The 25,672-nt window shown below is 68.3% G+C and carries 22 protein-coding genes and 6 pseudogenes; 12 read left to right on the top strand and 16 right to left on the bottom strand.

What is annotated here, in order from left to right; genetic code table 11:
• Positions 1-7: 7 nt before the first annotated feature.
• From JEQ17_RS01145 to JEQ17_RS01135, 3 genes are all read right to left on the bottom strand, one after another.
• Positions 8-706 (bottom strand): hypothetical protein, encoded by a 699-nt coding sequence (locus tag JEQ17_RS01145; RefSeq protein ID WP_234047981.1) that lies wholly within the window; start codon positions 704-706, stop codon positions 8-10.
• Positions 703-2,343 (bottom strand): serine/threonine-protein kinase, encoded by a 1,641-nt coding sequence (locus JEQ17_RS01140; RefSeq protein WP_200393399.1) that lies wholly within the window; start codon positions 2,341-2,343, stop codon positions 703-705. The genes JEQ17_RS01145 and JEQ17_RS01140 overlap by 4 nt, the downstream gene beginning before the upstream one ends.
• 1,708 nt (positions 2,344-4,051) lie before the next feature.
• Positions 4,052-4,480 carry an ester cyclase gene (locus JEQ17_RS01135; RefSeq protein ID WP_200393398.1) on the bottom strand — a complete coding sequence of 143 codons (429 nt, stop codon included), beginning with the start codon at positions 4,478-4,480 and terminating at the stop codon, positions 4,052-4,054.
• 200 nt (positions 4,481-4,680) lie between these two features.
• On the opposite strand from JEQ17_RS01135, the gene JEQ17_RS50650 reads away from it, so the two are divergent.
• Genes JEQ17_RS50650 through JEQ17_RS01125 form a run of 3 tightly spaced genes read left to right on the top strand, consistent with a single transcriptional unit; the run spans position 4,681 to position 6,085 of the window.
• Complete coding sequence (locus JEQ17_RS50650) at positions 4,681-5,166, top strand: MerR family transcriptional regulator (RefSeq protein ID WP_325176229.1); 486 nt, start codon at positions 4,681-4,683, stop codon at positions 5,164-5,166.
• Positions 5,167-5,180: 14 nt separating this feature from the next.
• Positions 5,181-5,441: a hypothetical protein gene (locus JEQ17_RS50645; RefSeq protein ID WP_325176228.1), complete on the top strand. Its 261-nt coding sequence runs from the start codon at positions 5,181-5,183 to the stop codon at positions 5,439-5,441.
• Positions 5,438-6,085: a hypothetical protein gene (locus tag JEQ17_RS01125; RefSeq protein WP_200393397.1), complete on the top strand. Its 648-nt coding sequence runs from the start codon at positions 5,438-5,440 to the stop codon at positions 6,083-6,085. Before JEQ17_RS50645 ends, JEQ17_RS01125 begins: the two co-directional genes overlap by 4 nt.
• Before the next feature lie 228 nt (positions 6,086-6,313).
• On the opposite strand, the gene JEQ17_RS01120 is transcribed toward JEQ17_RS01125, so the two are convergent.
• From JEQ17_RS01120 to JEQ17_RS50820, 5 genes and pseudogenes are all read right to left on the bottom strand, one after another.
• Positions 6,314-6,823: a DUF4760 domain-containing protein gene (locus JEQ17_RS01120; RefSeq protein ID WP_200393396.1), complete on the bottom strand. Its 510-nt coding sequence runs from the start codon at positions 6,821-6,823 to the stop codon at positions 6,314-6,316.
• 312 nt (positions 6,824-7,135) lie between these two features.
• A complete protein-coding gene (locus JEQ17_RS01115; protein WP_200393395.1) occupies positions 7,136-7,591 on the bottom strand; it encodes a DUF6069 family protein in 456 nt (151 codons plus the stop codon).
• Positions 7,592-7,603: 12 nt separating this feature from the next.
• Positions 7,604-7,882, bottom strand: a complete 279-nt coding sequence (locus tag JEQ17_RS01110; RefSeq protein ID WP_200393394.1) for a hypothetical protein — start codon at positions 7,880-7,882, stop codon at positions 7,604-7,606.
• Between the two features lie 5 nt (positions 7,883-7,887).
• The gene (locus tag JEQ17_RS01105; RefSeq protein ID WP_200393393.1) at positions 7,888-8,901 is read right to left on the bottom strand and encodes an RNA polymerase subunit sigma-70; all 1,014 of its coding nucleotides are present in this window, start codon (positions 8,899-8,901) and stop codon (positions 7,888-7,890) included.
• Between the two features lie 64 nt (positions 8,902-8,965).
• Positions 8,966-9,197 (bottom strand): annotated as a pseudogene (locus tag JEQ17_RS50820) (transposase family protein); the annotation flags it as partial.
• Between the two features lie 190 nt (positions 9,198-9,387).
• On the opposite strand from JEQ17_RS50820, the pseudogene JEQ17_RS51025 reads away from it, so the two are divergent.
• Positions 9,388-9,588: pseudogene (locus JEQ17_RS51025) on the top strand (IS110 family transposase); the annotation flags it as partial.
• 101 nt (positions 9,589-9,689) lie between these two features.
• Positions 9,690-10,067: a hypothetical protein gene (locus JEQ17_RS01100; RefSeq protein WP_200393392.1), complete on the top strand. Its 378-nt coding sequence runs from the start codon at positions 9,690-9,692 to the stop codon at positions 10,065-10,067.
• A 318-nt stretch (positions 10,068-10,385) separates the two neighbouring features.
• Here the strand turns inward: JEQ17_RS01100 and JEQ17_RS01095 are convergent, their stop codons facing one another.
• Both JEQ17_RS01095 and JEQ17_RS01090 read right to left on the bottom strand, forming a co-directional pair.
• Positions 10,386-11,471 carry a sensor histidine kinase gene (locus JEQ17_RS01095; RefSeq protein ID WP_200393391.1) on the bottom strand — a complete coding sequence of 362 codons (1,086 nt, stop codon included), beginning with the start codon at positions 11,469-11,471 and terminating at the stop codon, positions 10,386-10,388.
• On the bottom strand, positions 11,464-12,159 hold the full coding sequence (locus tag JEQ17_RS01090) for a response regulator transcription factor (RefSeq protein ID WP_200393390.1): 696 nt from the start codon (positions 12,157-12,159) through the stop codon (positions 11,464-11,466). The genes JEQ17_RS01095 and JEQ17_RS01090 overlap by 8 nt, the downstream gene beginning before the upstream one ends.
• A 242-nt stretch (positions 12,160-12,401) precedes the next feature.
• Here JEQ17_RS01090 and JEQ17_RS01085 point away from each other — a divergent pair, with 242 nt between their 5' ends.
• On the top strand, positions 12,402-12,905 hold the full coding sequence (locus JEQ17_RS01085) for a hypothetical protein (protein ID WP_200393389.1): 504 nt from the start codon (positions 12,402-12,404) through the stop codon (positions 12,903-12,905).
• Between the two features lie 18 nt (positions 12,906-12,923).
• On the opposite strand, the pseudogene JEQ17_RS51020 reads toward JEQ17_RS01085, so the two are convergent.
• Positions 12,924-13,052 (bottom strand): annotated as a pseudogene (locus tag JEQ17_RS51020) (IS630 family transposase); the annotation flags it as partial.
• Positions 13,053-13,092: 40 nt separating this feature from the next.
• On the opposite strand from JEQ17_RS51020, the pseudogene JEQ17_RS01080 reads away from it, so the two are divergent.
• Positions 13,093-13,260, top strand: a pseudogene (locus JEQ17_RS01080) (hypothetical protein); the annotation flags it as partial.
• A 90-nt stretch (positions 13,261-13,350) separates the two neighbouring features.
• Positions 13,351-13,596: pseudogene (locus tag JEQ17_RS01075) on the top strand (peptidoglycan bridge formation protein FemAB); the annotation flags it as partial.
• 177 nt (positions 13,597-13,773) lie between these two features.
• On the opposite strand, the gene JEQ17_RS01070 reads toward JEQ17_RS01075, so the two are convergent.
• Positions 13,774-14,403: a TetR/AcrR family transcriptional regulator gene (locus JEQ17_RS01070; protein WP_200393388.1), complete on the bottom strand. Its 630-nt coding sequence runs from the start codon at positions 14,401-14,403 to the stop codon at positions 13,774-13,776.
• A 192-nt stretch (positions 14,404-14,595) separates the two neighbouring features.
• On the opposite strand from JEQ17_RS01070, the gene JEQ17_RS01065 reads away from it, so the two are divergent.
• Positions 14,596-15,558 (top strand): zinc-binding dehydrogenase, encoded by a 963-nt coding sequence (locus tag JEQ17_RS01065; RefSeq protein ID WP_200393387.1) that lies wholly within the window; start codon positions 14,596-14,598, stop codon positions 15,556-15,558.
• Positions 15,559-15,839: 281 nt separating this feature from the next.
• On the opposite strand, the gene JEQ17_RS01060 is transcribed toward JEQ17_RS01065, so the two are convergent.
• Positions 15,840-17,618 (bottom strand): ABC transporter permease subunit, encoded by a 1,779-nt coding sequence (locus JEQ17_RS01060; protein ID WP_200393386.1) that lies wholly within the window; start codon positions 17,616-17,618, stop codon positions 15,840-15,842.
• Between the two features lie 6 nt (positions 17,619-17,624).
• Entirely contained in the window at positions 17,625-19,148 is a 1,524-nt protein-coding gene (locus JEQ17_RS01055; RefSeq protein WP_200393385.1) for an ABC transporter substrate-binding protein, read from the bottom strand.
• Positions 19,149-19,448: 300 nt separating this feature from the next.
• Here JEQ17_RS01055 and JEQ17_RS01050 point away from each other — a divergent pair.
• Positions 19,449-19,819, top strand: a pseudogene (locus JEQ17_RS01050) (VOC family protein).
• An 822-nt stretch (positions 19,820-20,641) separates the two neighbouring features.
• On the opposite strand, the gene JEQ17_RS01045 reads toward JEQ17_RS01050, so the two are convergent.
• Complete coding sequence (locus JEQ17_RS01045) at positions 20,642-21,508, bottom strand: lipase family alpha/beta hydrolase (RefSeq protein ID WP_200393384.1); 867 nt, start codon at positions 21,506-21,508, stop codon at positions 20,642-20,644.
• 317 nt (positions 21,509-21,825) lie between these two features.
• Entirely contained in the window at positions 21,826-22,509 is a 684-nt protein-coding gene (locus JEQ17_RS01040) for a class I SAM-dependent methyltransferase (protein WP_234047980.1), read from the bottom strand.
• 219 nt (positions 22,510-22,728) lie between these two features.
• Between JEQ17_RS01040 and JEQ17_RS01035 the strand changes: the two genes are divergently transcribed.
• Both JEQ17_RS01035 and JEQ17_RS01030 read left to right on the top strand, forming a co-directional pair.
• Positions 22,729-24,018, top strand: a complete 1,290-nt coding sequence (locus JEQ17_RS01035; RefSeq protein ID WP_200393382.1) for a vanadium-dependent haloperoxidase — start codon at positions 22,729-22,731, stop codon at positions 24,016-24,018.
• A 1,053-nt stretch (positions 24,019-25,071) separates the two neighbouring features.
• Positions 25,072-25,569 carry a hypothetical protein gene (locus tag JEQ17_RS01030; protein ID WP_234047979.1) on the top strand — a complete coding sequence of 166 codons (498 nt, stop codon included), beginning with the start codon at positions 25,072-25,074 and terminating at the stop codon, positions 25,567-25,569.
• Positions 25,570-25,672 lie beyond the last annotated feature (103 nt).

The raw sequence follows: 25,672 nt of genomic DNA, 5'->3' as shown, positions 1-25,672 counted from the left end.
CCCGCCGTCAGGAGCAGTCGTACACGAAGTGGATCGTGGCTGTGTGGCGGCTGGGGGAGAGGACGCGCAACTCGGCCTGGGCCCGGTAGCGGCCCTCGCCCCGAAACGTCCAGAGCAGATGTACCCGTGCCTTCTTCTGGCCTCCGGGCATCACTTCGCGCAGGACGGCCGAGGTTGTGCCGTCGCTGCGGACCCAGCGGTAGGACAGGGTGCCCGGTCGGCCGTTCGTGGTGATCACTCCGGCGATATCCGCCGTGCCGTCGCATTCCACTGTGGTGTTGCCGGTGGTGACGGCGGCCTGGTCCGCGGCGAAGCCGGGGCCGGAACGCTGCCAGACGAGGAACGCGATGACCAGAAGCAGCACCAGCGCCGGCAGGGCATGTCGGCGCAGACCTCCTCGCGGATGCCGTGTGGGGGTCGGAACGGCGGCGGCCAGCGGGGTCTCTGAACGGTGCGAGAGAGCGGCGGTCACGCCGGGGCCGAAGCGCAGGACCGTTCCCTCGACACGGTCGGGCCGGGTCTCCGGCGTGGCCGGTGCCACGGCGGTTCGGTCCTCTTGCGACGTGGTGTCCTGCTCGGGTCTCTGGAACCAGTGGCTCCCCAGCACGGTGGCGCTGTACTCCGCCTCCGCGTCGGCGTTGTGGTCGGGTGGGGCGGGCCAGGAGCCGTTTCCGGGCGGGGTGGTGCGGTCGTTGGTCGGGGTCAACGGATGTCGCACCCCCTCGTCAGGAGCTGCTGTGAGGCGCCTCCGTCGGCGGGCGCAGGAGTTGTCGTGGCCTGCACGGCCCAGTAGCAGCCCTTGCCCTGGAACGTGTGGTCGACGGTGAGCGTGTACTGCGTGGCGCCACTGCGGTCGAATGTCTCGGGCGTTCCGTCCGGTGTGCCGAGCTGCCCACTGGTGTCGCCCGTGTACCAGGACACGGTCACGGAGATCGGCCCGGTGCCGTCCGTGGTGATGGAGACGGTGGTCGTACCCGTGGTGGGGCCTGTCTGGCGGAAGCCGGACACGGCGACGTCCTTGACCGCGGGCGCGACGGGCGCGGTGGGGTCGGGGGGCGCGGTCGTCGGGGTGGGCGTGGCCGTCGTTCCGCCGGGCGGCGTCGTCCCTTCCGTCGGGGCTGAGGCCGACGCCGAGGGGCCGTCGGAGGCCGAGCTCTGCGAGCCCGACGGGGAAGGGCCGATCGATCCGGCGGATGCCGAGGGCTCGGCGGGGTCGGCCGACGAGGTCGGAGAGGTGGACCCCGACTCCACTCCGGGCTGCGCACTGGTCGTGGCGAACGCTTCGGCCGCCTGCTCGGCCACCTGGCCGTCGTTCCGCGGCACGCCATACGCCAGAACGATCGCCAGGAGCGCGACCGCGGCCGACACGAGCATGCCCGGTCGAGTGGGCCGCCACATGTGGGTCCGCCCGCCGCCCTCACCAGCTCCCGGGCGCAGGACGGTGCGGGCGGTGTCTGTAGTGGTCTCCGGGCCGGGGCGGGCCGGAGAGCGCAGCAGCAACAGCGCCGCGAGTGCGGAGAGCCTGCCGCGGCCACGTTCCTCCCACTCGTGGCCGTATCCGGCGACGGCCGCCGCCTCCAGGTCCGCGACGAACGCCGCGGCGTGCGAGGGCCGTGCCTCTGGCGACTTGGCCAGGCCCCGACAGACCAGCGACCGCACCGCCTCGGGAACCTCATCGGCCGGGACGGGCGAGTCGACGTGCCGCAGCACGAGTTCGGCGAGGTTGTCGGCCGGGTACGGCTTGTGGCCGGTCAGGCACTCGAAGAACGTGGCTGTTGCCGCGTACACGTCGCCCGCCGGTGAGGCGGGCGCACCCGTCCACTGCTCCGGAGCCATGTAGGCGGGTGTTCCGGCCACTCCGGCGCTCTCACCCGTGGTCACCGCGATGCCGAAGTCGACGAGCTTCGACGCGCCGTCGGAACTGACGAGGACGTTCTCCGGCTTGTAGTCGCGGTGGACCACACCGAGCCGATGGGCGTCGGCCAGACCGAGCAGCGAGCCCTTGAGGATCACGAGTGCGGCTTCGGGTTCCAGTGGACTCTGCGTGGCCAGAAGGGAACGGAGGGACACGCCGTCCACCAGCTCCATCACGATGGCGGCGCCGTCGGGGCTTTCGACGTACTCGTACAACCCGGTGACATACGGGCTGTTCAGGCCTGCGAGCAGTCGCGCCTCCGCGCGGAAGTCGTGGACGAAGCCAGGCCGGGTGTACAGGGACTCGCTGAGATACTTCACCGCGACCGCGATGCCGGTCCCTTCATGCACGGCCAGGACGACCCGGCCGCTCGCCCCGGAGCCCAGCTCCAGCGATTCGGTGTAGCCAGGAACTGCCCAAGTGTTCATCGGTACCCCCTCAGGGCCGTCGTGGTGCCGGAGCCTCCATGGACCTGGCAAGCTCCGGGCCACGCGATGGGAGACACATTTTCGGCCATGTCGGTTGCGGTGGAGCAACCCCCGGTCGCCGTCTCGGGGCCATCCCTCGGTCGTGGCCGAGGAACCCGGCGCGCGAGTGCGGCAGCCGTTCTGAGGCCGTACTCCTGGTGGCACCAGGTGAACTGGGCCCGGGAATCACCGAGCCACAGGCCGGCCACGGCGCGGAAAGCGCCCTGCGCGATCGGGCAGGCCATCGGCAGGGCGGTTCGAACTCGATGGTGGCCGACGACGCGTTGACTCGTACGGGCGGTGCTGGCGCCGCCCCCAGTCGTCGACGAGCCTCCGCCTGTGGGGATGGTGCTGGTTGCGGTGCCGGTGGGAGTGGCTGCCCCGTCGGTGCGGACCGTGTGGGACCGGCAGGCGGTGCGGAGGATCCGGCTGCGTCTGGGACGGTTCGCGGGGGTGCAGCTGCTGGGTGCGGATGTGGCGCCGGCCGCTGCTACGGTGCTGGGCTGGCTGCAGTTGAGGCAGTATCGGTCGCCGGTCACCGGTGGGGGCGTCGACCCCACGTCCTCGCCCTGCCCTCGCGCACGTCATATCCGCTATGCGGCTTCCTGGCCTCGCTGGTGTTCCCCGCCCCGGCATAAAGCGGCCGCCCGCCCGGCCCGCGAACACCGGCTTGACGACCAGCCGCAGCCGGGGAACACCGTTCCTGCTCGCACGGGCCGTTGCCGTGCAACTCGCAGCCGCCCGCTCCAATTCGGAGTGAGAGCGCAGATCCACATGGCCACTTCGAACAGTGCATGCGCCTAGGACGGGACAAGCCGCGTTTCCTGACGGCGTTCCTCTGGATGACTGCACGACGCGGTGGATGCACTCCGCTTCCCTTCTCCCGCGCATCCGCCCAGGTCACCTGTGAGGTCACGAGAACCCGTGTAATGCGACCCCGCATCTGCCCTCTCCCTGGCGGACGCCGCTGCCCGGCGTCACGAGGACAACACCAGGACACCAGGAGGAGTCGATGGAGCGAGCGGAGCACGTACCGAACCGGCCGGACCCACACCAACCGGAACGGCCGACAGGGGAGGAGTCTCCCAGCCGCAGGCGGGGCATGCGCGAAGGGCAGATCCAGATCAGCCTGGGAGTGCTGCGGGGGATCGGAGCATGGATCGGCCAACACCTCGCCGAGTGGATCGCTGGACGGTGACGATCCGTCTCTCGCCTCGCCTCTCCAGATGATGGCGAGGTGCGCACAGGCAGGCCGTTGCCAGGGTCCGGCGGGGTGCACCCCACCGGACCCTCATGTGGTGACACCGCCCGCCCCGACAGCGACCTCGAATGACTCACCTCTCGCGGCGAACAGGCCGGCGGAGGCGGTGTGGCGCAGCTGCTCCACACAGTGGAGAAGTAGCGGTGCATCGGAGCGGGACGACAATGCCGTGCGAGAAGGGCGGCGGGACGGTCGAGCGGCTCGCCGGCCGCCGGGACGGCGGGTCGGCGGGAGCCTTCCGGGACAGGTGCCGCGAAGCGTGAAGGAGATGGTGGGCCTCTGCGGGCGGGCTTGGAGACCGTGACAATCCTCAGCGCTGCTGCTGATCGGAAAGCGGCGGGAGAGCCGCAGCAGGAGAGTCAACTGCCCACCCTGATTTCGGGCGTAGGAACAGTCAGGCTGGATGGATCAGTGGCTGGTCGTGGTGGGTGCGATCTGCTGCATGAGACTGAGCAGGTCCGGAGCGACCCACTCCTCAGCGATCCGGTCTCCTTCGAAGCGGTAGACCTCGACGCTGCGGTAGGAGACCGTCCGGCCCGTCGCCTCGAACTCCTGGAAGGTGCCCAGGTGGGTTCCCCGGAAGTTGACCAGCACGGTGACCTTGTCGCCGGCGCCGAACATGTCCTGGACCTCGATCTTCAGGTCGGGGAAGGCGTCCAGCATGATCTTGCTGCCCATGCGCCATACCTCCCGGCCGTGCAGCGGCTCAGCGACGCCGGGGACGTTGGCGATGAAGTTCTCCGTCAGCAGCTCCTGCGCGGTATCGAGGTCGCCGCTCTCCATGCACTGGTATGCCCTGCGCATGAGGGCCACGTTCTTGTCGATGGTCGTGGTCATCTCGATGTCCTTCCGAAGTGGAGGCCCGGGCACGTTGATTGCTCGGCCGATGTCCTCCACTGAAGACCATGACGTCGCGGCAAGGTCAAAGGGATCTGTGCGAAGCCGCCCGCGACGGGCGACGCCTGCCGTGGTCCGTCGGCAGGCGCACAGACTTCTGTCCTTGACCTTGCCGCGGCGTCACGGTTTTCACTGGACTCATGAGAATCGGCGAAGTCGCTGTCCTGGCCGGGTTCACCCCGCGGGCTGTGCGGCACCACCACCAGCGCGGACTGCTGCCCGAACCTCCACAGCGCAGCAACGGGTACCGCGCCTACGGCATGAGGGAAGCCGTCCTGCTCGCCCGTATTCGGCGGCTGACCCTGCTCGGACTCGGACTCGGACTCGACGAGGTACGGGACGCCCTCGCGGACACCGAAGGCCGTGATCTGACCGAGGTCTTGGGGGAGTTGGACGCCGACCTGGCGCGCCAGGAGGTGGTGACCCGTCAGCGCCGGACGCGGCCGGCCCCGCGGCTGGTCCAGGTTCAGGCCGGATCCCTGTCCCCTGAGGGACCGGTGCCGCCTGAGCTCACCGGCCGGCTGGCCGCTCTCGGGGACGTCAACGGCTCACCGATGGCCGTGAAGGACCGCGAGCACCTGGCCTTCCTCGACGCCGCGATGCCCACGAACGGCGGGCGGCGCTGATAGCGCTGCAGGGCATGCGGCAGCACGCCGCACAGGTCTACGGCTTGTTCGACGGCCTCGCTGGCCAATATCCGGACGACCCGCAGGTGACCCGCGTCGCTGCGGCGCTGGAGACCTTCCTGCCCGATGGCCTGGCAACGCGCGCCCCTGGCACATGCGCCCCGGCCTGGCCGACGCCCTCCACGAGGACCTACGAGGACCTCGACCCGGCTCAGGCCATGGCTGTGCGTCGCGCCCTCGAACTCGTCCAGCAACGACAGGAAGAACCGGCATGACCACTACGCCCTCCGCCACACCCAAGCACGCCTCCTCACCCGCGCTGCGGTTCCTCGCCCACGAGGGCCGGATCATGGAAAGCCTGATCCGGTGGATCACCCGCCGGCCCCACGGCACGGACGGCGCCGACGCGGTCTTCACCCACGGCCGGGACCAGGCCGCCATGATGTACGGCCTCACATTCGCCTGTGTGGTCGAGACCGTCGCGCTGACCTATCTCCTCGCCAGCTGGCCCGTGATCCACACCATCATGCTGGTCGTGGACGTCTACACCGTCCTGTTCGTCCTCGGCCTGCACGCCGCCTCCCGCACCCGACCACACACCCTCGCCGGCCACACCCTGCGCATCCGGCAGGCCGCCAACGTCGACATCCACCTACCCCTCGACCAGATCGCCTCCATCCGCCGCGAGACCCGCTTCACCCATCAGAAGAAGGACGGCGAGCTGAACCTCCCCATCGGCTCGGAGACCTCCATCACCCTCGAACTCGCCGAACCGGTCGACGTACCGACGTTCCTTGGCGCTGTCCGACTCGTCACCCTGATCAGGCTGCACGCAGATGACCCCAAGGCCCTCTACGACGCCCTCACCTGTGCGCGAAACCCACCCGCACCCACCCCGGAAACCATCCCGCAGCCCTGACACGACACGGAACTGCGCCTCGTAGCGCCGTCCATGTACGAGAGGCGGTGATACTCCGGACTGGATTGGAAGAACAACCGGGCAATCCGTCGGAGCCGCTGGCGGCGCACGGGGTGGTGCTCGATCTGAGTGCGCGGCTGCGGGGGAAAACTGACGATGCGACAGTCTCATGCGGATTCCGGGTCAGGCCGGGAGGTCGTAATTACGATGGCGCGTCGGAGTGAGCGCCTACTCCGGGAACGGCCGCAGGCCGATACGTGCGTGGATTTCGGTGCCGGTCCGGGTGTGTGCGCGTCTTGCAAGATCCTCGAAGTAAACTGCGGTCCCGGCACCGTCGATCTCCCGCTGGGTGGCGATGTAGGGGGCGAGCGCCCGCCACATCGCCAGGACCGAACCCCCGTACGCGCCGAGGATCAGATCCTCGTCGACGACCCGGTGCGCAACGAGTTTGCCGAGGTCGTCGAAGAAGAACGCGACCTTGCGCACCTGGTGCTTGATCGGCTCCGGGAGACCGGTGAGCCCGCCACGGGGATCGTGCTCCATCGCGAGACGCTCGTTGATGTACTCCCGGCAGACGGTCCATTCCTGGGTTCTCGTCTCGCTGAAGCTTTCCAAGACTATCGGCAGGATGTTCGCGCCCCTCATGAGTGTGAGCTGCCGGTACGCGGTGGCCGCCGAGATCAGCAGCGCCAGGAACGAGAGTGCAAGAGCGGCCACGGCCGCGAACTGCTGGTCCATCCGGGGCCCTTCGAGGCGGAGGCGGCCGAACCATCACCCAAAAATAGCGCAAACATGCACCATCCTGTCCAGAACGTCGAAAGGCAGGGGATCGAGGTGGCCGGTAAGTGAAAACGACTACGCACGAACGCCACGCTCGATCAGCGAACTCACTCCAGGAGAGCCACACCCTTTCGAATCGGGCAGGAGGAGGAGCCCGAAAGGGAGGGGCGGCACGGGGGCATGTCAGTGCGTTCGTGCACGATCTTGGGCCGCGCAATTGTTCCGTTGCGGGATCGTCCTTGTGCCGCCCTTGGTCCTGTTGCGGGGTTGTCAGTGGGTCTGAGTGTGCAGGCTCCGTGTCAGGGTGGGGATCACCACTGTCGCCGGGACGAGGTGGAGCCCGAGGAGGGCGGTGGTGGTGACGGTGTCTGCCCCGAAGAGGAGGGGCGGGACCAACGAGATCGCGGTCAGCGACACTGCCGTCCACATGAATCGCTTGGCGGGGCGGGCGCTCCACCGGAGAAGTGCGACGGCAATGACGATGCCCACGGCCGAGAAGCAGCCGCTCACCACGGCGAAGGCAGACAACGGGATCGTCTCGCCGCGATCAAAGACCGCGAAGTCGACGCCAACAGCCTGGGCGAGTGCCGCGGTGAGGGTGGTGGCCGCCATCGATGCGAGGGTGGCGATGCAGCCGGTGCCGACGAGCCGGCGGAGTCGGTGCGTGTGGTTGGTGCGGCCTGGTGCCGGGTCTGCGACGGCCCCGGTGTCCTCCATGCTGTTCATGCCGTTCCTCCATCATTCGGCGGCCGGCGTTTGGGGTGTTGACCGGCTGGTGACGGTCCTGGCCCTGGGGGTGAGAATGCGTACTCTCGCCGTGCGTCGACCGGGGTTGTGCAGGGCGCGGGCGCCGGTGCCGCGGAGATAGAACCCGGCGCCGCGCCCGAGGACCGGCCCGGGCGCGCCGTCGCGCAGCTCCAGCTGTATCCGTCCGCGGGTGACGACGCCGAACGCGTCGTGCCACTGCGCCGCAGTCACCGCGACCCGCCCGCCCCTGCGCAGCGTGAGCGTCCGCACCGGGATTACTCCGTGCCGTCGACCGGCAGGCGCTCCGGCAGAGCGAGCCGAGGGAACTGGTCGTCGTGGAACGTGATGATCTCGGTGATCGCCCCGTCGGTGACGCGCAGGACGTCGATCGTCAACGGCAGGTACGCACCCTCCCGCTCCTGCCAGAGGTAGAAGGCGACGGCGGGCTGCCGGTTCACGGACGTGGGGACGGCGCGCAGGCCCTTCATGCTCTCGAAGCCGTTCTCGACCCAGTCGTTCACTACCGCGTCCCGGCCGATGTACAGGCCCGGCGTGGGCGGCATCGAGCTGCGGACGTCGTCCCGCAGCAGTGTGGCGAGCCTGTCGACATCCGTGGCCACGCTGGCGTCGGTGTAGCGGCGCACCAACTCGCGTGTGTCGGCGTCCTGTTCGCCGCCGGTCCAGTCCTGCCGCTCGGCGGGCAGGTGCTCCCGCAGGCCGGCGCGGGCCCGCTGCAGCGCGCTGTTCACGGAGTTGACGGAGTCCCCGAGGAGTTCCGCGACGTCCTTCGCCGGCCAGCCGAGCACGTCCCGCAGGATCAGTACGGCCCGCGGGCGCGGCGCGAGGTGCTGGACCGCGACAAGGTACGCCAGCTCGATCGTCTCCCGCGCGACGGCGAGGGCCTCCGGCTCGTCCGCGTCGCCCGCGGCCAGCTCGTCGAGCAGCCGGTCCGGGTAGGGCTGCAGCCACAGCACCTCGCCGCCGGTCGCGGGCTCCGGGCGGCGTTTGGCAAGCAGGTCCAGGCAGGCGTTGGTGGCGATCCGGTACAGCCAGGCACGGAACGTCGACCGCCCCTCGAAGGTCTCCCGCCGCCGCCAGGCACGCAGGAACGTCTCCTGCACGGTGTCCTCGGCGTCCTCGAACGAACCGAGCATCCGGTAGCAGTGCACGTGCAGCTCCCGTCGGTGCCGCTCCGCCAGCCCCGAGAACGCCGGCTCGTCGACCTCGCCCAGCCCGCTCTTGCCCAGATCGCTCACGCCCAGCTCCTCCAGCCACGTGTCCGCACTCATCACGTCATCCTTCCGCCTCGTCGTGTCCCGTCGTAGGTGTGACGGGTGCGGGCGCGAAAACTCATCACCGGGGTCGACCGGCATGGCTGAGCGTTTCTCGTCCTTGGCAGGCCGGGTCTTCCACGTGGTGGAGAACGAGGACGGCCTGCGCCATTGCGGCCGTCCGGGAGGGACTGCAGCGCAGCGTGGTCAGGACTTACCAGGTCTTGATGGTGGCGACGGCGCGTTCGCCGCTGCAGCGGATCCGTGCGAGGGCCTGGTTCACGGCCCCGGTGCCGGCGCGACGGATCTGGTCGGCAGTAGCCGTCGCGAGGCTCCGGACGAGGCAACGAAGACGGGCGCGCAGCCGTTCTCAGGTGGTGCCGCTCCGTCGCACGGCGCCGACCATGGCGACGGGGGTCACCGGCAACGTCACTCGGAGCAGGCTGACGCCCGCTTCCAGGCTGTTGGCACCGGGCGCGGCCGCGCGCAGGTCGTCGCCCAGGGCGCAGGCGAGCCGTCCTGGCCCGGGCCCAGCAGGACGCGATCGGGAATCGGCGGCTGATCTCCAACCAGCTCCGGTCTCTGCTGCGCGAGCACTACCCTGCAGCACTGGACGCCGTCGCTACCTGGACCAACGGCCTGTGTCGGCCAGAGGCCGAACGTCTCACCGCCATCGCAACTCAACTGACCACGGCGCCAACACCGAAGCTGCACGACGAGGGACATTCAAGGCCTGTGGATCGGGGTGTCACGCGGCTTGGTGTCACCTCCTGATTCGCGGGTCGTTCGACGCGTATCGTCCGAACATGGACACAACTGCTTCACCACGCGTCCTTGTCATCGGGCTTGATCCGTATCGGGTGCCCGGGCCGTGGGATCCCGAGCCGGTAGTCAAGGCGATTGAGGCGGGACTGACCAAGTTCGCCGAACATGGTGTGGGCGTCGAGATATGTCTCATCGGCATGGATGGTAGTGACGACGTGGAAGCGGTCGTCGCGAGTGCGTTGCGAGCCCATCCGTGGGAGTGCGTCACTGTCGGCGGTGGCCTGCGACACTCAGACGATCAAGTTGAACTCCTCGAGCGAGTAGTCAACCTGGTGCGGCGGCACGCACCCGATGCGGCCATCGCGTTCAACAGCACCCCAGCCACTACCTACGAGGCTGCTGCCCGTTGGATCGAGTGACGACAGCAAACCAGGTGGCTTGAGCGTCATGTCCTGACTCGTCGTGGGGACGCTCGATGAGCTGGCCGCGCTCGATGCTGGCGCCTGTTCGGACGAGGGGAGCTCAGCCGGGTCACCGTGGCCGGGGACCAAGCCGGCCGAGGAACCAAGGAACAGCTTGAGTACGGGCACGAAGTCCCCGTGCGCGTGGCTCGACGAGCAGCCGACGGTCGTCCTCCTGCGCTGGTACCGAGGTGTCCGGCAGATCCATCGCTGACACCTGTACGGCGAGGGAGGCGTCGGGTGGTCCCGGTTGGTTGCCTCTTGGTGGCTCGGGGCTCACCCTCCTGATGCCGCGGGCAGTTCCACGGTGATGCGGAGTCCGCCAGCCGGGCGTGGGGTAAGCGTGAGGGTTCCGTCGTGTGCCTTGGTGATGGTTTTGACGATGGCCAGGCCCAGGCCGACGCCTGCCTGGTCGGTGTGGATGCGCTCGGTGCCGCGCTGGAAGGGTTCGGTGAGTGTGGAGGCCCGTTGTGGGGTGAGCTTCTCGCCGGTGTTCTCGACGGTGAGCACCACGGTCCTGGGGCGGACGCCGGTGTGGACCCAGACGGTGCCCTGTTCGGGCAGGTTGTGGACGATCGCGTTGTGTACGAGGTTGGTGGTGAGCTGCAGCAGGAGCGCGGGCGAACCACTCGTGGGGGCGATGTCGCCGCTGGTTTCGAGGGCGACGCCGTTCTTTTCCGCGAGCGGGTGGAGCGTCTCGGCTGCTTCCTCTGCGACGAGGGACAGGTCGACGTGTTCTCGGGTGAAGGACCGCTGGTTGGCGCGGCTGAGCAGGAGCAGTGCCTCGGTGAGGTCGATGGCCCGGGTGTTGACGGTATGGAGGCGGTCGACGAGTTTGCCGGTGTCGTGGTTCGGATCGGCGCGGGCGACGTCGATGAGTGTCTTGGAGATCGCCAGCGGGGTGCGCAGCTCGTGCGAGGCGTTGGCGGCGAATCTCTGCTGTTCCGCGACGTGTGCTTCGAGCTGCGCGAGCATCATGTCGAAGGCGTCGGCGAGTTCGCGGAACTCGTCCTTGCGGCCCGGTAGCAGGATCCGGTGGGAGAGCGATCCGGCCGCGGCCGTGCGGGTGGCGTGTGTGATTCGGTCCAGGGGGGCGAGCATGCGCCCGGCGAGGATCCATCCTCCCAGGAGGCCGAATACCAGGAGGAACACCAGTACTGCGGCTGCCGTTGGGGCGAAACCGCGCACGAACAGGGTGCCCGGAGTTACTCGCACCGCCCCCGATTCGTTGGTTTGCAACCACCCCTGTCGCAAGAGGAACACTCCCACGGCGACCAGCAGTAGGGCGCCCGCGAGCATGAGGAATCCGGCGTAGCTGAGGGTGAGTTTGAGGCGGACGCTCAAGCCATGCTGTCTATCCACGGTCACCACCCCCATGCCCGGAGACGGGTGTTGTGTCGATGCGGTAGCCGATACCCGGCACCGTGGCGATGATCCAGGGTTTCCCAAGGCATTTGCGCAGGGCGGAGAGCGTGATGCGTACGGCGTTGGTGAACGGGTCGGCGTTCTCGTCCCACGCGCGTTCCAGGAGCTCTTCGGCGCTGACGGCACCGCCCTCGGCGGCGACGAGGACTTCGAGCACGGCGAACTGTTTGCGGGTGAGCGCGACGTAGCGGTCGTCGCGGTAGACCTCTCTGCGGAACGGGTCCAGGCGCAAGCCTGCGATCTCCCGCACGGGCGGCCTGTTGTGGGCGCGTCTGCGGTCGAGTGCCCTGAGCCTGAGTGCGAGTTCCCGGAGTTCGAAAGGTTTCGTGAGGTAGTCGTCGGCGCCGAGTTCGAACCCGGAGGCCTTGTCGTCGAGCCGGTCGGCGGCGGTGAGCATGAGGATCGGCATGCCGCTGCCGGAGGCCACGATGCGTTTGGCGATCTCGTCGCCGGAGGGGCCCGGGATGTCACGGTCGAGGACGGCGATGTCGTAGGTGTTGATGCCCAGCAGTTCCAGGGCGGTGTCGCCGTCACCCGCGAGATCGGCGGCGATCGCCTCCAGGCGCAGCCCATCGCGGATGGCCTCTGCCAGAAAGGGCTCGTCCTCGACGATCAAGACACGCATGAATCAAGGCTATGAGCCGGCACATATCGTCCGCGTATCGACAATCGCATACGTGCTGGCAATACCCGGTTGTTCTCACTGGCGGTATGTCTCGAACCCGGCCCTGAGCACGAACAACGTCCCGTCGGGTTCGCTGGCTGGTTCTCGGCGGCCTGCTACTGAACTTGAATGCGTGATGTCGGGCTGCGGCAGCTCCAGGAACTGCATGGACCAGCGTCGGCCTCGCGGGCCAGGATGGGTGGATGGTCGAGAGCGAACCGGATTTGATGACCTTGCTGCGCGAGCTCGACGACCCGGAGTGGCTGGAGTGGCCCATGGGTTACAGCCGTAGCGAAGGTGTTGTGCCGTTCGGACGTCTGGTGTCCAGGCTGGAGAGCGAGTTCGGGACGAGCTGCACGGCTGAGCGGGACACTCAGGACTCCAGTGAGTACGGTCGCGTCGTTGTACCCGCAGAAGCGACGGTGTGCGGAACTCGGATCGTCGTGTGCCTGAGCAAGTTCGGGTCTCTGGCTCTCGTGTCGGCCGACAACCCCGGGGCCTTTTTCGGCACAGATGACGCTCAGGCGGAGGGCGAGCTGGACGCCGGGGATCTTGAGAAAGTGGAACAAGCGCTCATCAGCCTGGCGTACGTGGTGGTCCCGGAAGAGCTGCTCAATCTCCGGTACGACGGGGAGAGTCGGCTGCGTCCGTGGGACAAAGATGCGTGGCAGCCCAGCTGGTGGGATCGATTCTTCGGCTTCTTTTAGCCGACGCGTTGGGCGTGGTCAACTTTCGAGGCCCAAGCAGGTTCCGTTCAGGCAGTCGTTGATCACTTGGGGCCGGTACTGCAGGGTCTTGAGCTTGCGCTTCACGGCTCTGGTGATCCGGCTCAGGTCGGCGGCGGCGAGGTGCCCAAGTCGCGCTCGACCGGTCGTTCGAAGGCCTCACCCTGCGTTGCCCTCGGTACAGGCCGGGGACGGGTTCGGCTTCACCTGGCCGGCGAAGTTCGCGGTGGCGCGGATCGACCAGATCCTGGTCGGCGGCGTGGAGCCGAAGAGTGCGTGGCTGTTGCTGGCCACGGGCAGTGACCATCGGCCGGTGGCGGCGGGGATCAGCCGGTGAACGCCGCGTGAGCCGCAGGGCGGTGGCATATCGTCGCCGTATCAAGAACTGCATACGCCCGGGCAACATCCCGCCGCCTTGACTGGTGGCATGTCCTACAGCGAACCGGTACGAGCAGGAGCCGGGAATCCGGTCGTCAGGCCGATCAGTGCCGCCGAGCATCTGGCCTTCGTGCGGGCCCAGCGGTCGGTCAGTCTTCTGCAGACCCGGGCGTAGGGCCGCGTCAAGACCGAATGGCGCAGCGAGTCCCTCGGCTGGTTCGACGGTCGGCGCCTGGTTGGTGCCGGGCTCGCCCTGCACCGCCCGGTGCCGCGGCTCGAGCGTTTCACGCGGGCAGTGCAGATGAGTACCTGGGGGAGTTGGAGGCGCTGCTGGACGTGACCTTTGCGCATGTCGCCGAGGGCCTGCCCACAACGCGGCGGTGGACATCATGGACGGGCGGATCCGCCTGGATGATCTATTCAACGGGGTTGAGTGGTTCGTGCGTCCAGCGTGGATACCACTCGCCCATGGTCAGTCGCTGTCCGGTGCTGCGGATACCAGTCGTGTCGCCGGTGGTAGCGGTGCGTGCTGAGGGCAGGCTTCGAACGCCTGAATTGCCAACCCTGCGAAGCGTCGGGACGCCATGACCTGGGTGGCGGTCGATGCGGCGTGGATCCCCTTGTTGGCCATGAGTATGAGAATCAGGTCGTCCAGGACGAAGTCGGACCGCAGTTGCCCTGAGTCCTTGGCCCGCTGGGCCAGTCCGGCGACCTTTTTCACCGTGTACTCACGGCCCGCGACATCCTTCGCCCCGGGGAAGGTCGACATGAAGGCTTCACTGAAACCCCGATCCCGCGCGTGCAGCTCACAGATTTTCTCGATCACCAGGCAGAGGCCACGCCACGGATCGGGGTCGGCGCACCCGTCGTCGACGATGGTGCGACATGCGCGCAACTGGTCCGCGAACGCTTCGGTGGCCAGCATCTGCTTGGTCGGGAAGTGACGGTACAAGGTGGCAGGTCCGACCTCCGCGCGCCGCGCGATCTCCCGCATCGGCACGTCCAGGCCGTCGGCGGAGAACAGTGCTCGGGCCGCGTCGAGGATGCGCTCGCGATTGTCGAGCGCGTCGGAACGCAGGGTGTGAGGCAACCGGTCGATCACGCTCTCACTTTACCTAAACGGACGGGGGCGTCCGTTAGCGTTCAAGACGTAGCAGCTGACCGAGATCATCGGGGGCACAGCACCGGGACCGAACCCCTGCCGCGCCGTGCCCCCCGCCCGCAGTCGGCTGCGATCGGCGGCAGGCACTGAGCGGGACCGCACTTGATCGGTCCGAGAACATGGGAGACGGCATTGAAGGCAATCGTGATCCAGACGTACGGAGGTCCCGAAGGCCTGGCTGTTGTCGACCTGCTGGCTCCAGTAGCTGCTGCCGGACAGGTGGTGGTCGCCACCGAGGCCGTGGGCGTCGGTGGCGTCGACACCGTGATCCGAAGCGGGGCTCTGGCTGCCTACGGCTTCAAGGAGGGCCACATCCCGGGCAGCGAGGTGGCGGGCACCGTGACCGCGGTCGGTGACGGCGTCGACGCCTCGTGGATCGGCCGGCGGGTGTGGGCCTTCACCGGCACTGGCGGAGGCTACGTCGAACAGGCCCTCGCGCCGGTCGAGGAGATCGTTCCCCTGCCCGTGAATCTGTCCGCAGTCGATGCGGTGACACTCGGCAGTTCCGGCGTGGTGGCCCACTTCGGGCTCCGCCACGCCCACTTCGCTCCCGGGGAGACGGTCCTGGTACGTGGTGCGGCCGGCAGCATCGGGATCATGGCAGTGCAACTCGCCGCTCGCGGCGGCGCCGCCGCGGTGGCGGTCACCACCTCCTCGGCCGAGCGTGGCGAGCACCTGCGACGCCTCGGCGCGACCCACGTGCTGGACCGCTCCGGCGACGGAGGGGAACCAGCTCCGGATGGCTATGACGTCATCATCGACGTGGCGGCCGGCAAGGACATGCCGTCGTTCTTCGACCGGCTCAACCCGAACGGCCGCATGGTGGCCGTGGGCGCTGTCGCAGGCCAGCCACCGGCGGACTTCGGCATGAAGATCATGGCGGCGTTCCAGAAGTCGATGTCCTTCGCCACCTTCAGCGCACACACCGTCACCGGAGCCGACCGGGGCGCCGTGCGGAGCGAGCAGTTCGCCGCAGCGAGCCGGGGAGAGGTCGAAACAGTGGTGCACGAGGTGCTGCCACTGGACGCAGCCGTGCTGGCGCACCAGAAAATGGACGCGGGCGAGGTCTTCGGCAGGATCGTGCTGACACCGTAGTCGAGGGTATCCACGCCTGGGTTGCCACGATCCCTTGCCCAGCCGAGGCGAGGGAGTCCAATGCCGGTGCGTCACGACAGAGTTGGATTCCCTCGCGACCGGGTGGAGATCAGTACCGGGTCGTAGCCGGTGTTGGTGGCATCCTCATGCAGCAGCAACCACCTTCACATGGCCGGAGTGGAGGCATACCACAGGCAGGACGACCTGCCGGCCCGCCGGTGTCGCATCCACCGACGCGTTCTACCACTCGGTCCTGCTGCCTGCCGAGGACCGCATGTCTCTCATCGCTTCGCTGCCCGGCGGCGCCGACTTCGTGTCGGGGCCAAGGCTGTGCTGGACACGGCGAGGACGGAGAGCAGGGCCAGTACACCTGCCGGGCCGATTACGGTCCACGGCGCGAGCTCCACGTACGGCTGGTTCTCTGACAGCAGGCGGCCCCATTCCGCGGTGGGTGGCTGTTCGCCCAGACCGAGGAAGCCCAGGGAGGCCAGCACGAGGACCGTGGTGGGCAGGCGCAAGAGCGCGTTGCGCAGGACGGGGGACAGCACGGCGGGCAGCAGGTGATGGCGGATCAGATATGCGCGGTCGGCGCCGAAGGAGACGGAGGCGAGCATGTGGCTGCTGGCTCGCTCCTGTTCGAACAGTGCCGCAGCCTGGGCGGCGTAGGGCGTCCAGCCGACCAGGCAGACCGCGCACGCGGCACTCCAGGCCGACGGGCCGGTCACCGCGGTCGTCAGCAGTGCGGCGAGAACCGCCGGCAGCGTCGACACCACTTCGGTCAGGCCCGCGCCCACCTGCGCCGCCATACCCAGCAACAGCCCGGTGACGGTGCACACCGACGTCACGGCGAGAGCCACCCCCACCGTCCGCATTGCCCCATGGCCCAATCGGGCCAGCAGATCACGGCCGAGCGAATCCGTGCCCAGCGGATGCGCGGTCGAGGGCGGGAGCAGCCGAGCCGCCGTGTCCACCTGCAAGGGATCGCGGAGCAGTCCCGCGACGATCACGGTGAGTAGAACTACGGCACAAAGTGCGGCGACCCATCGGGTGGAGCGCCCTGATCGATGGGCCGGTATGTGCAGAGCGGGCAGGGCGCCGTCCCGCAAGGCAGGGCCGAGGAGGGCTCGGCGCAGGGCCTGGATGAGGAGGCCGGCCGCGATGCCGAGGACAACCAGGGCCAGTGTCGTGGTCTGCAGGGGTGGGAAGTCCTGGGCGATAGCGGCGTCCAGGGCGAGGCGGCCGAGCCCGGGAATGTTGAAGATCTTCTCCACCGCGACGGCACCGCCGACCAGGGCCACCACGGTGGGCAGGAGTTGTGGGAGCACACCTGCCAGCGTGCGACGCAGCGCGTGCCGGGTGATGTGGCCAGGCGCGAAACCGTAGGCACGCCAGGTCCGGGCCCACGGTTCGTGGAAGGCCGCGGGCAGCGACTGGTCGAGCAAACCTCCGAGCATCGCCCCGGAGGGGACACCCAGGGCGAGCGCGGGCAGCATCATCGACGACGGCCCCTCCCATCCACTGGACGGGAACCAGCCCAGCCAGACGCCGAACACGGTGGCGAGGATCGAGGCGAGGAGGAACTTGGGCAGCGCGGCGAGGACGGCGGCCCCGGTGGCCCCTGTGCCCCCGGGCAGCCGGTGCCGGGAGCCCATATACAGGGTGCGGGCGGTGACCAGTGCGGCGACCGCGATCGTGACCGCGAGTGCGCCGAGCATCAGTGTGAAGGAGACCGCGAAGGCGCTGGTCACCTGGGGAAGGACTGGTTCGCCGGAAACCCAGGAGGTGCCTGCGTCGCCCTGAGTCAGCCCACCCAGCCAGTGCGCGAGATGCGCGAGCGGTCCCTCGTCCAGGCCCAGTTGCTCACGTACGGCGGCCAACTGTGTGGGGGTCGGATCCTGGTCGGCGGAACGGGCCCGCAGGACCGTCAGTGCGGGGTCGTTCCCGGACAGCCAGGGCAGCAGGGCCACCGCCGTCAGCAGCGCGGCCCCGGCCGTGAGGCGGCCGAGGCCCGCGCGCCATCGGGAGGGGCGCATGTCCGCCCTGGCCGACGTGACGCTCATCAGCCGCTACTTCAGGCGGGTGTTGACGTCGACGAGGGACCGCTCGCGGGGGTCGAGCAGCACGCCCTCGACCTTGGCTGCGATGCCTTGGACGACCTTCTCGTGGACCAACGGGACGACGGCGTCGGTGCGCAGGATCTCCGCCTCGGCCGACATGATCTTCTGCTGACGCTTCGTCGTGTCACCCTCCGCGGCGGCCGATTTGATGGCCTGGTCCACCTTGACGTCCTTCAGACCGGCGATGTTGTACACGCCGTCGCTCGTGTAGTCGCTCGCGAGATAGGCGACGGCATCGCCTGTGTCGAGGAGCGTCACGCGGGAGAAGACGAGGGCGTCGTACTTGCCGGCGAGAAGGTCGGCCTCCATCTGCGTGTACTCGCGCACTTCCTGCTTCACGGTGAACCCGGCCTTCTCCAACTGCTGTTGCAGGACGGTGGCGGCTTCGGGCAGTTCCGCGCGGTTGGTGTAGGTGGCCAGGCGCAGGGTCTTGCTCTTCGTCTTGGACTTCACTTGTGCGGTGGTCGCGGCCTGGGCGCGGCCGGTGACGTCGATGCGCTTGTCGGCGGCCCAGGACACGGCGGGACCGAACAGGCCCTGTGCCGGGTCGGCGTATCCGCCGAAGACCGAATCGACGAGCGCGGAACCGTCAACGGCCTCGCGAGCCGCCGCACGGAGGGCCGATTCGGTGAAGAGGCCACTGCCGGTGTTCAGCACCAGGCTGTCGGTGCGTACGGAGGGCACTTCGTGACGGGTCTTCCGGTCCAGCAGCTTCGCCTGGGCGGTGGGGATCCACTCGGCAATGTCGACCTCGCCGCCGCGCAGGGCGTTGGCGCGGGCGGTGCCGTCGGCTATCCATGTCACGTCAACGCCGGACGAATTGGCCCTTCCGCCCCAGTAGCCGTCGTAGCGGTCGAGCGTAGCCTTGGACTTTCCGGTGAGCTTCGTGATCTCGAAAGGGCCCGATCCGGTGCCGACCGGACTGACCGTGCCGTCCTTGGCGTACGCCTTGGCGGACAGGACGGCCAGCGCCGGGCTGGCGAGTCGCAGCGGGAGCACCGGGTCCGGGGTCCTGGTGCTGATGGTGACGGTGTCGGCGTCCTCGGCCTTCACCGTGAGGGTCACATCGCTGAGGACGCGGGGCTTGGCCGCGGCGGCATTCGCGTGGCCGAGCGCGCTGACGACCGAGTCGGCTGTGACCGGGGTGCCGTCCTGGAAGGTGGCCGTGCGGAGTTCGAAGGTCCAAGTGGTGTCGTTCTTCTGCTTCCACGACTTCGCCAGCGCGGACGCTGCGGCACCGTTCTTGTCGAGTGCCGTCAGGCCTTCGGCGACGGAGAGCTTGCTCAGCACAGTGGCGTCGTTGCTGTACGGGGAAAGCGCCTGCACCGGCGGCACGGCGAGAGCGACCCTCAACCGTCCCGTCGACCCGCCTTCGGCATCCGAACCCGAACCCTCCTCGCCGGACACGAAACAGCCGGCCAGCAGCGGGGTGAGAGCAAGCGCCGCGAACAAACGGCGGGAGGGCGTACGCATGGGTGTCCTGTCGTGCGGAAGAAGAGAACTGCCCCGTGTCGACCAGAAGGATCGAAGGGGCTGCGTCAGCATATAAGGCAAGCCTTACTTGATCTACCCCGGTAGGTGAAATCTCAACTACTGGGCCACCGGCATCTTCCATGGCTGGTCAGCGGGGTGGCGTGCCCTCGTTTCGGGGCGCTCGCGCTGGTCGTCGGCTGTGGTCAGCGTTGCAGATCGTCCGGCGGGGTGGTTCTGTCGATGGGTTCACCGTCCTGGAACGGTCTGCACAGCGACAAGACCGTTCTCAACAGGAGCGCCATGTCCACCATCCAGCCAGTGATCGTGACTACCGACCAGGACGTCCGGCTCGGCTTCCAGACGAAGTTGTTCGGCGCTGAGGAGATCTTCCGGGTGCCGGCAGAAGGCCCGGCCTTCCACCTCGGCTTGCGCATTGGCGACACCGACCTCCGGCTGGTGGTCAAGGCGAACCCGGGGTCCGGGGCGGCGCCACGGATCCTGCTCGGCATCGGTGTCGACGAGACGCTCGGCCGGGTGGAGTCGCCGGGCGGCTCGGCCCGCGGCGGCCCCAACGCCATGCCGTGGGACAGCGCGTCGCCCACATCCGGGACCCCGACGGCAACCCGGTGAATCTCACTCAGGGGTTGCCTTCTGGTTCGTCGAAGGCATGAAGAAGTGGGCTGCCGAGGGAGGGCCGGTTCCCGGCGGGACGAGCCGGTTCCTCCTGATACTGAGCGTGGGGTCGACCTCCGCGGCGCGCTGATCAGCTACGGCATCTCTTGGGCTGTTCTGCCGGTGATCTGCGCGTCTCAGGCGGTCTTGGCTGCATTTCTCACATTGCTGCTGAGCCTGGGTGCAGGAACCGCATGCGGCAAGCGGATCAGTCGATCCCGATTGCGGCGCCGACTTCGCCGCGAACGTCGTCGGTGGCACGATTCCCAGAGCGAAGGCAGTGGACATGTATCGACTCCGGTCCGCCGGTGCTGGTCGCGGTGGTGACCCCGCGTCACTGAACCGGAGCATGCGGCGGACGTGCTGGGAAGTGCGATCGTCGGCGCGTACGACGGCTTCGGGGTCGAGCATGAGGATTGTCGAGGCCGTCGTTGCCGCACCAGCCGGAGTCATTTCTCAGGTGAGCAGGCCTCAGGCTCGGGCGTCGATGTGATGCTTCACAGTCGCCGGACGCGCAGCACCCCTGTTGTCCGGTCTCGATGGGGGTGAGGCAGTTTGATGCTCTGACCTGCGGTGCCTCATGTTTGTCGAGACAGCATTGGACATTCCGTCTCGATCAAGATGAGGTATCTGGCCTTGTGTCAGCGTCCGCCGAAGTAGTGGAGAGCGGGTCGAAGAGGGCCCAAATCTTTGGGCGTGGGCCACCGTGCGGTCCTGGCTCGCAGCCTCCACGTCCGCGCACCCTCCGGCGCCGCCGGGACGGACGTCCCGGCGGCGCCGGAGGGTGCGGCTGATCAGACAATGGGTCAGCTGGGGAGGAGTTACCTCAGCTTCTGCCAGTAGAGGCCCCGGACCATCCAGTCGAGCGGCGCTTCGCCGGTGTTCGTGCTCTTCTGGGCGTTGGGCAGGTTGCGGTACGTGAGCTTGTGTGTCCCGGAGCGGACGGTTCGGAGCTTGGAGTGGTCGCCGTCGCCCGGGAGGTTCTTGTAGCGGACCCAGTGCTTGACGCCGCCGCCGGTCGCGGTGTCCTCGCCGACGGCCTCGTCCTTGTCGCTGGCGATCGCGGTCCAGTCGGTGCCGTGGGAGGACTGCGGGTTCTTCCTGAGCCACTCGATGAAGTTGGAGCCCTTCACCATGTCCGTGCACTGGGTCGCCCAGAAGCAGAAGGCCCCCGACCCGGTGCCGTCGTGCGGGGCGCCCAGCGTCACGACGTCCTCGACATACAGCTTGCTCGGGAAGCCGGAGTCCGCCTTGGCTACGCCTGTGATCGCGGCCCGGATGATGAGCCCGCCCATGGAGTGGCCGACGAGGTCGACGGACTTCCCCTTGGAGGTGTACTCCGAATCGATCTTCTTGGCGAGCGCCTTCCCCAGATCCTTGATCTTGGTGTTGACGTTGCCCGAGGCGATGCGGAGGTCGCAGTTCTTGTCCTTCTTGTAGAAGGCGACGCTTCGGACCTTACCCTTCCATCTGCGGTCCGAGAGTTCCCTCTTGGCGTTCTTCCAGGTGCTCTTGCAGTCGTAGGACGCCGTGCCCTTCCAGTCGATCCCGTGGACCAGCAGCACGTCCTCGGTGTTGCTGTTGTTCCGCGGCGGTGCCGCCGCCGCCTGCGTCGGCGTCGCCGCGCCCAGCATGACCCCCAGTGCCGTGAGCCCCGTCACAGCGAGCGCCGTCCCCCGTTGCTTCATCCGCATCCTCATCCCCCAAGTTCCCGATGGCTTCGGCCGGTTATCTGCGTCGGCCCGCCGTCACGCTAGCCAGACATGCGCTGCTGCGGGGCCTGGAACCTTTCAGGTTGCGGACGTGAGGTTCCCCTGCTGTTCGAGAGGTGATGATCAGCTGGTCAGGACGGGTTGACGGGGTTTCAGATTCGTTGGTGCAGCCTTCGACGGCGTGAGACTGGGTCAGCCGTCGCGGATCAGATTTGCGACGGCCTCCACCAAGACCGATTGCCCGAGATTGAGCGAGACGTGTGATCCGATGCCTCGCAAAGACCGGGACTGCCTCAACTGCGCCGAGACGGGACACCTGTCCGCATCGTGAGAGTGAACTTGCCGCGGGCGGTCTCCGGTCGGCTCGCGAGGAACGCGCGGATCCGGCCCAGCGTGGCCTCTTGTTCCTGTTCTGGCATGACCAGCAACCCCGCGCGCGTCGCGAGAGTCGCGACGAGAGAGTCGGCCGTACGGCGCTGCCCGTGGGGGAACTCGGCCTGCTCCGGTGTGCCGAACCGGGCGGGTTCGCCATTCTTCGGAAGGTGCATGTCTGCCGTCTCGGCGCGCCAGCCGGCGGGTGTGTCACGCGGGCCGATGGCCGCGCTCCCGCCGGCCCGTGCGAGCCCGGAGACCCACTCGTCCCCGTCGCCCATGACGTTCCACAGACCTGCCAGGATGCCGCCGGGCGCGAGGACCCTGGCGATCTCGGGCCCGGCGACGGTCATGTCGAACCAGTGCATGGCGTTGCCGGCCAGCACGGCATCGACAGACGCGTCCGGCAACGGAATCGCCTCCGCGCCACCCGGCAGGGCGCGGACAGCAGGCAGCGAGCGGCGCAGTTCGGTCAGCATCGCCGGATCGGGCTCGACGGCAATGACTTCGGCACCCAGCGCGACCAACGTGGCGGTCAACTTGCCGGTTCCGGCGCCGAGGTCGAGCACGCGCGGCGCGGACGCGGGCTCAAGTGCCCACCGCACCGCGGCCCGCGCGTAGTCCGGACGGTGCTCTGCGCCACCACGGCCACCGGCCCGCCCGGGGGCGCTCCGGCCGAGTGCTCCCGGCCGGAGCCGGCGCATTCGTCGCCGAGGTGACGGACATCCGGGTGTGAACCCCGTCGGATTGTCGATGTAACGACACAACTGACCCCTGCCTTATAGGCTCGGACAACCTGTCACCGACAAGCCCATGGGGGTCTCGTGACACAACGTCCGCTCGCCGGATCATTCAGAGGGTTACGCCGTATCGCGGTCCTCACCGTACTCACCCTGACCGTCCCACTGACGGCCACCGCCGCCGAGGCGCACAGCGGCGTGGAGGCCGCCCCGGGCAATCCCGTGATCGCCTGGAACATCCACGCCCAGACCGCCATCTACGACACCGCCAAGCAGTCGCCCACCACCAGCACCCGCAGCTTCGCCATCGTGCAGGGCGCCGTGTACGACGCGGTCAACGCCGTCGCCGGCCGTCCGTACGAGCCCCTGGTCAGCGCGCCCCGCAGCCGCCCCGGGGACTCCACCGCCGCGGCGGTCGCCGCGGCCGCCCACGACACGCTGCTGTGGCTCTTCCCCGGGCAGGCCGAGTCGCTGAACGCCCGGTACGACGAGGCGCTGGCCGCGATCCCCGACGGCCGCGCCGAGGACGGCGGAGTGGCCGTCGGCAGGGCCGCCGCCGCGGCGATGACCGAGAGCCGCCGTGACGACGGCTTCGACCCCACCGCGCCGTGGACCGTCGGCACCGAGCCGGGCGAATACCGGCTCACCCCGCCCGGCTACATCGGCGTCGGCGCCTGGGTGCCGAACCTGAAGCCGTTCGTCGTCCCCGACGCCGGCGCCTACCGGGTCAAGCCCCCGCCGGCCCTGACCGGCGCCGCCTGGGCCCGCGACCTGAACGAGGTCAAGAGCCTCGGCGCGGCCACCAGCACCGTCCGCACCGAGGACCAGACCGAGGCGGCGATCTGGTGGGACGACCCCCGGATGGTCGAATGGTCGATCACCCGGCAACTCGCCGGCGCGCACCGCCTCAGCAGCCTCCGGACGGCCCGGCTGCTCGCCATGGTGTACGTGGCCTCCGCCGACACCCTGGTCGCCTGCTACAAGGCCAAGGCGCACTGGAACTTCTGGCGCCCGGTGACGGCCATTCCGCTCGCCGGCACCGACGGCAACGCGGCCACCGATCCCGACCCGGACTGGACGCCGCTGCGGGTCACCGCCCCGTCGCCGGAGTACCCGTCGGGCCACGCCTGCTTCACCACGGCGGTCATGACGACCCTGGGGTCGTTCTTCGGCCGTGACGACCTCACGTTCGCCGCGTACAGCCCCGCCTCCGGCACGACCCGCCACTACGACAGCCTTCGGGCGGCGACAGCCGAACTCATGGAGGCGCGAATCTGGGCCGGCGTGCATTACCGCTTCGCCTCCGAGCACGGGCACCGGCTCGGGCTGGCGGTCACCCGCGACGTCCTGAAACGCGCCTTCCAGCGGCGCTGACGCGGCCGTCCCTTCTACCACCGCCGGGAGGACAGCTCGGGACAGCACCGACACCGGCGCCCTGGCCCGTCGCCTCGAAGCCGACAGGCACCGCTTACGGCCGGTCCGTCGCCATATACCGGTCATGCTGCCTGGTTGTTGCGGGCAGGGCGCGACACTGAGCATGCAACGGAGTTCCTCGTGCGACAGAAGGATCTTGGCCGATCTCCTGTCCATGGGGAACTCCATTGCATCAGCGAGCGGCAACGCCGCGTGGTTGTCAGATGATCTGCCGATGCATCTCCACACCTTCGGCTACATCGTCAGGGGTTGTCTCCTGGGCTGGTGGCAGAAGGCCTCCCGTCGCGCGGATGGAACCAACGATCAGGCGACAGTCGCGACGTGAAGACGGGGCAGATCGCCCCGACAAGTCTGCACACCCCGGACCATGACTCCGACCCAGCTGGTCAGCGCGAGGCTGTGGCATCACCGTCCGGCCCCTCCCGGGTCGGATCACGCGCTGCGTTTCGGCTTCGCCGCGGCCCTTTGACATCAAGATCACGGAAGTCCGCAACACCGCTCGCATCACGCTGGCTCTCGATCTCCCCGCAGCCGTCCTCGCTGACCTCTTCGACATGCATATCAACACGGCCGTCCGCTGGGTGCAGCGGGCGAAGAGGGACTGGAGCAGCTACATCGCAACGCGAGCCGAGGACCTCAACTACAGGGGTACGCCACAGCGTTGGGATAGGTGATCTCTGCCCAGGAAGGTCGGTTGTGAGAATTGGCGCGACGTCCGGTCCCGGCGTATTCGACAATCGTCCGGTGACTGATGAGAAGCGTTGCCTCACCCTTCGCGTTGTCGTTCCTGACCCCTCACAGAGGGGTGCAAACGTGGAGGTTCGGGCGCTGGTTGATGGTAGGGACATCCTGGCTGACGCATTTACAGAGGGTCCGGGCGAAGATCCCCAGTACCTCTTGGTGCCCGGCGGCCCTCTCACTGCTGCGTCGGTATCACACGAGGTACGGCTGGCCGAGGCATCGTGCACCGAAGGCTGCTGCGGCGCTCTCTACGTGACCATCCAGCGCGACGGCGACTACGTGCTCTGGGACGAGTGGCGCAATCCTGACGAGGACGAGGTTGACCTGCCTGCCTTCCGCTTCGAGGCTCAGGAGTACCAACGAGAAGTCGAGCGGGCGACCACGGACCGCAGCTGGGAATGGCCGGCGCGGACCGTTGCACGACTGCTGGAGCAACGTCTCCGAGAACGCCCTGACTGGCTCGCACGGTGGGAATGCGAACTCGGGGCCGTGTCCGCCTGGTCCTGGGAACCAGACCAGGTCAACGTCTTCCTCTTCCATCCGGGCCGCTCGGCCATCAGGGAAGATCATCCTTGGCTGCAGTTCCGGATGATCGTCGCCGTTTCCAGTGACGATCCGGTAGACCAAGCTGAACGGCTCGCTGAGCAACTCGTCGCAACTGACCCGCGCCAAGCCGCCGAGGTCTGCGGTGGCTCACCAGAGTTCGCCAGGCAACTCGGTTACCCATGGCCGCAGCGTCGCAGAGCCTGAGCACAGGGAATACCGCGCGTAAGAAACAAGTGGCCTCCGCCAGTACGGAGCAGTCCCAGGCGCTCGCGGCGGCTCATGCGTACTTGGCGATGGCGACTTTGGC

This window comes from Streptomyces liliifuscus, assembly GCF_016598615.1.
Classification (GTDB): Bacteria; Actinomycetota; Actinomycetes; order Streptomycetales; family Streptomycetaceae; genus Streptomyces; species Streptomyces liliifuscus.
Note: the sequence above shows the minus strand (reverse complement) of the source record. Positions and strands in the feature narration are given on the sequence as shown.

Bases quoted from the DNA above. Each gene is read 5' to 3' on its own strand.
- JEQ17_RS01105 (WP_200393393.1), bottom strand. From the start codon at position 8,901: ATGAGTGCGGACACGTGGCTGGAGGAGCTGGGCGTGAGCGATCTGGGC.
- JEQ17_RS01085 (WP_200393389.1), top strand. From the start codon at position 12,402: ATGGTCGAGAGCGAACCGGATTTGATGACCTTGCTGCGCGAGCTCGAC.
- JEQ17_RS01120 (WP_200393396.1), bottom strand. From the start codon at position 6,823: ATGGACCAGCAGTTCGCGGCCGTGGCCGCTCTTGCACTCTCGTTCCTG.
- JEQ17_RS01090 (WP_200393390.1), bottom strand. From the start codon at position 12,159: ATGCGTGTCTTGATCGTCGAGGACGAGCCCTTTCTGGCAGAGGCCATC.
- JEQ17_RS01045 (WP_200393384.1), bottom strand. From the start codon at position 21,508: ATGAAGCAACGGGGGACGGCGCTCGCTGTGACGGGGCTCACGGCACTG.
- JEQ17_RS01100 (WP_200393392.1), top strand. From the start codon at position 9,690: ATGGACACAACTGCTTCACCACGCGTCCTTGTCATCGGGCTTGATCCG.
- JEQ17_RS01135 (WP_200393398.1), bottom strand. From the start codon at position 4,480: ATGACCACGACCATCGACAAGAACGTGGCCCTCATGCGCAGGGCATAC.
- JEQ17_RS01060 (WP_200393386.1), bottom strand. From the start codon at position 17,618: ATGAGCGTCACGTCGGCCAGGGCGGACATGCGCCCCTCCCGATGGCGC.
- JEQ17_RS01125 (WP_200393397.1), top strand. From the start codon at position 5,438: ATGACCACTACGCCCTCCGCCACACCCAAGCACGCCTCCTCACCCGCG.
- JEQ17_RS01140 (WP_200393399.1), bottom strand. From the start codon at position 2,343: ATGAACACTTGGGCAGTTCCTGGCTACACCGAATCGCTGGAGCTGGGC.
- JEQ17_RS50650 (WP_325176229.1), top strand. From the start codon at position 4,681: ATGAGAATCGGCGAAGTCGCTGTCCTGGCCGGGTTCACCCCGCGGGCT.
- JEQ17_RS01055 (WP_200393385.1), bottom strand. From the start codon at position 19,148: ATGCGTACGCCCTCCCGCCGTTTGTTCGCGGCGCTTGCTCTCACCCCG.
- JEQ17_RS50645 (WP_325176228.1), top strand. From the start codon at position 5,181: ATGCGGCAGCACGCCGCACAGGTCTACGGCTTGTTCGACGGCCTCGCT.
- JEQ17_RS01115 (WP_200393395.1), bottom strand. From the start codon at position 7,591: ATGAACAGCATGGAGGACACCGGGGCCGTCGCAGACCCGGCACCAGGC.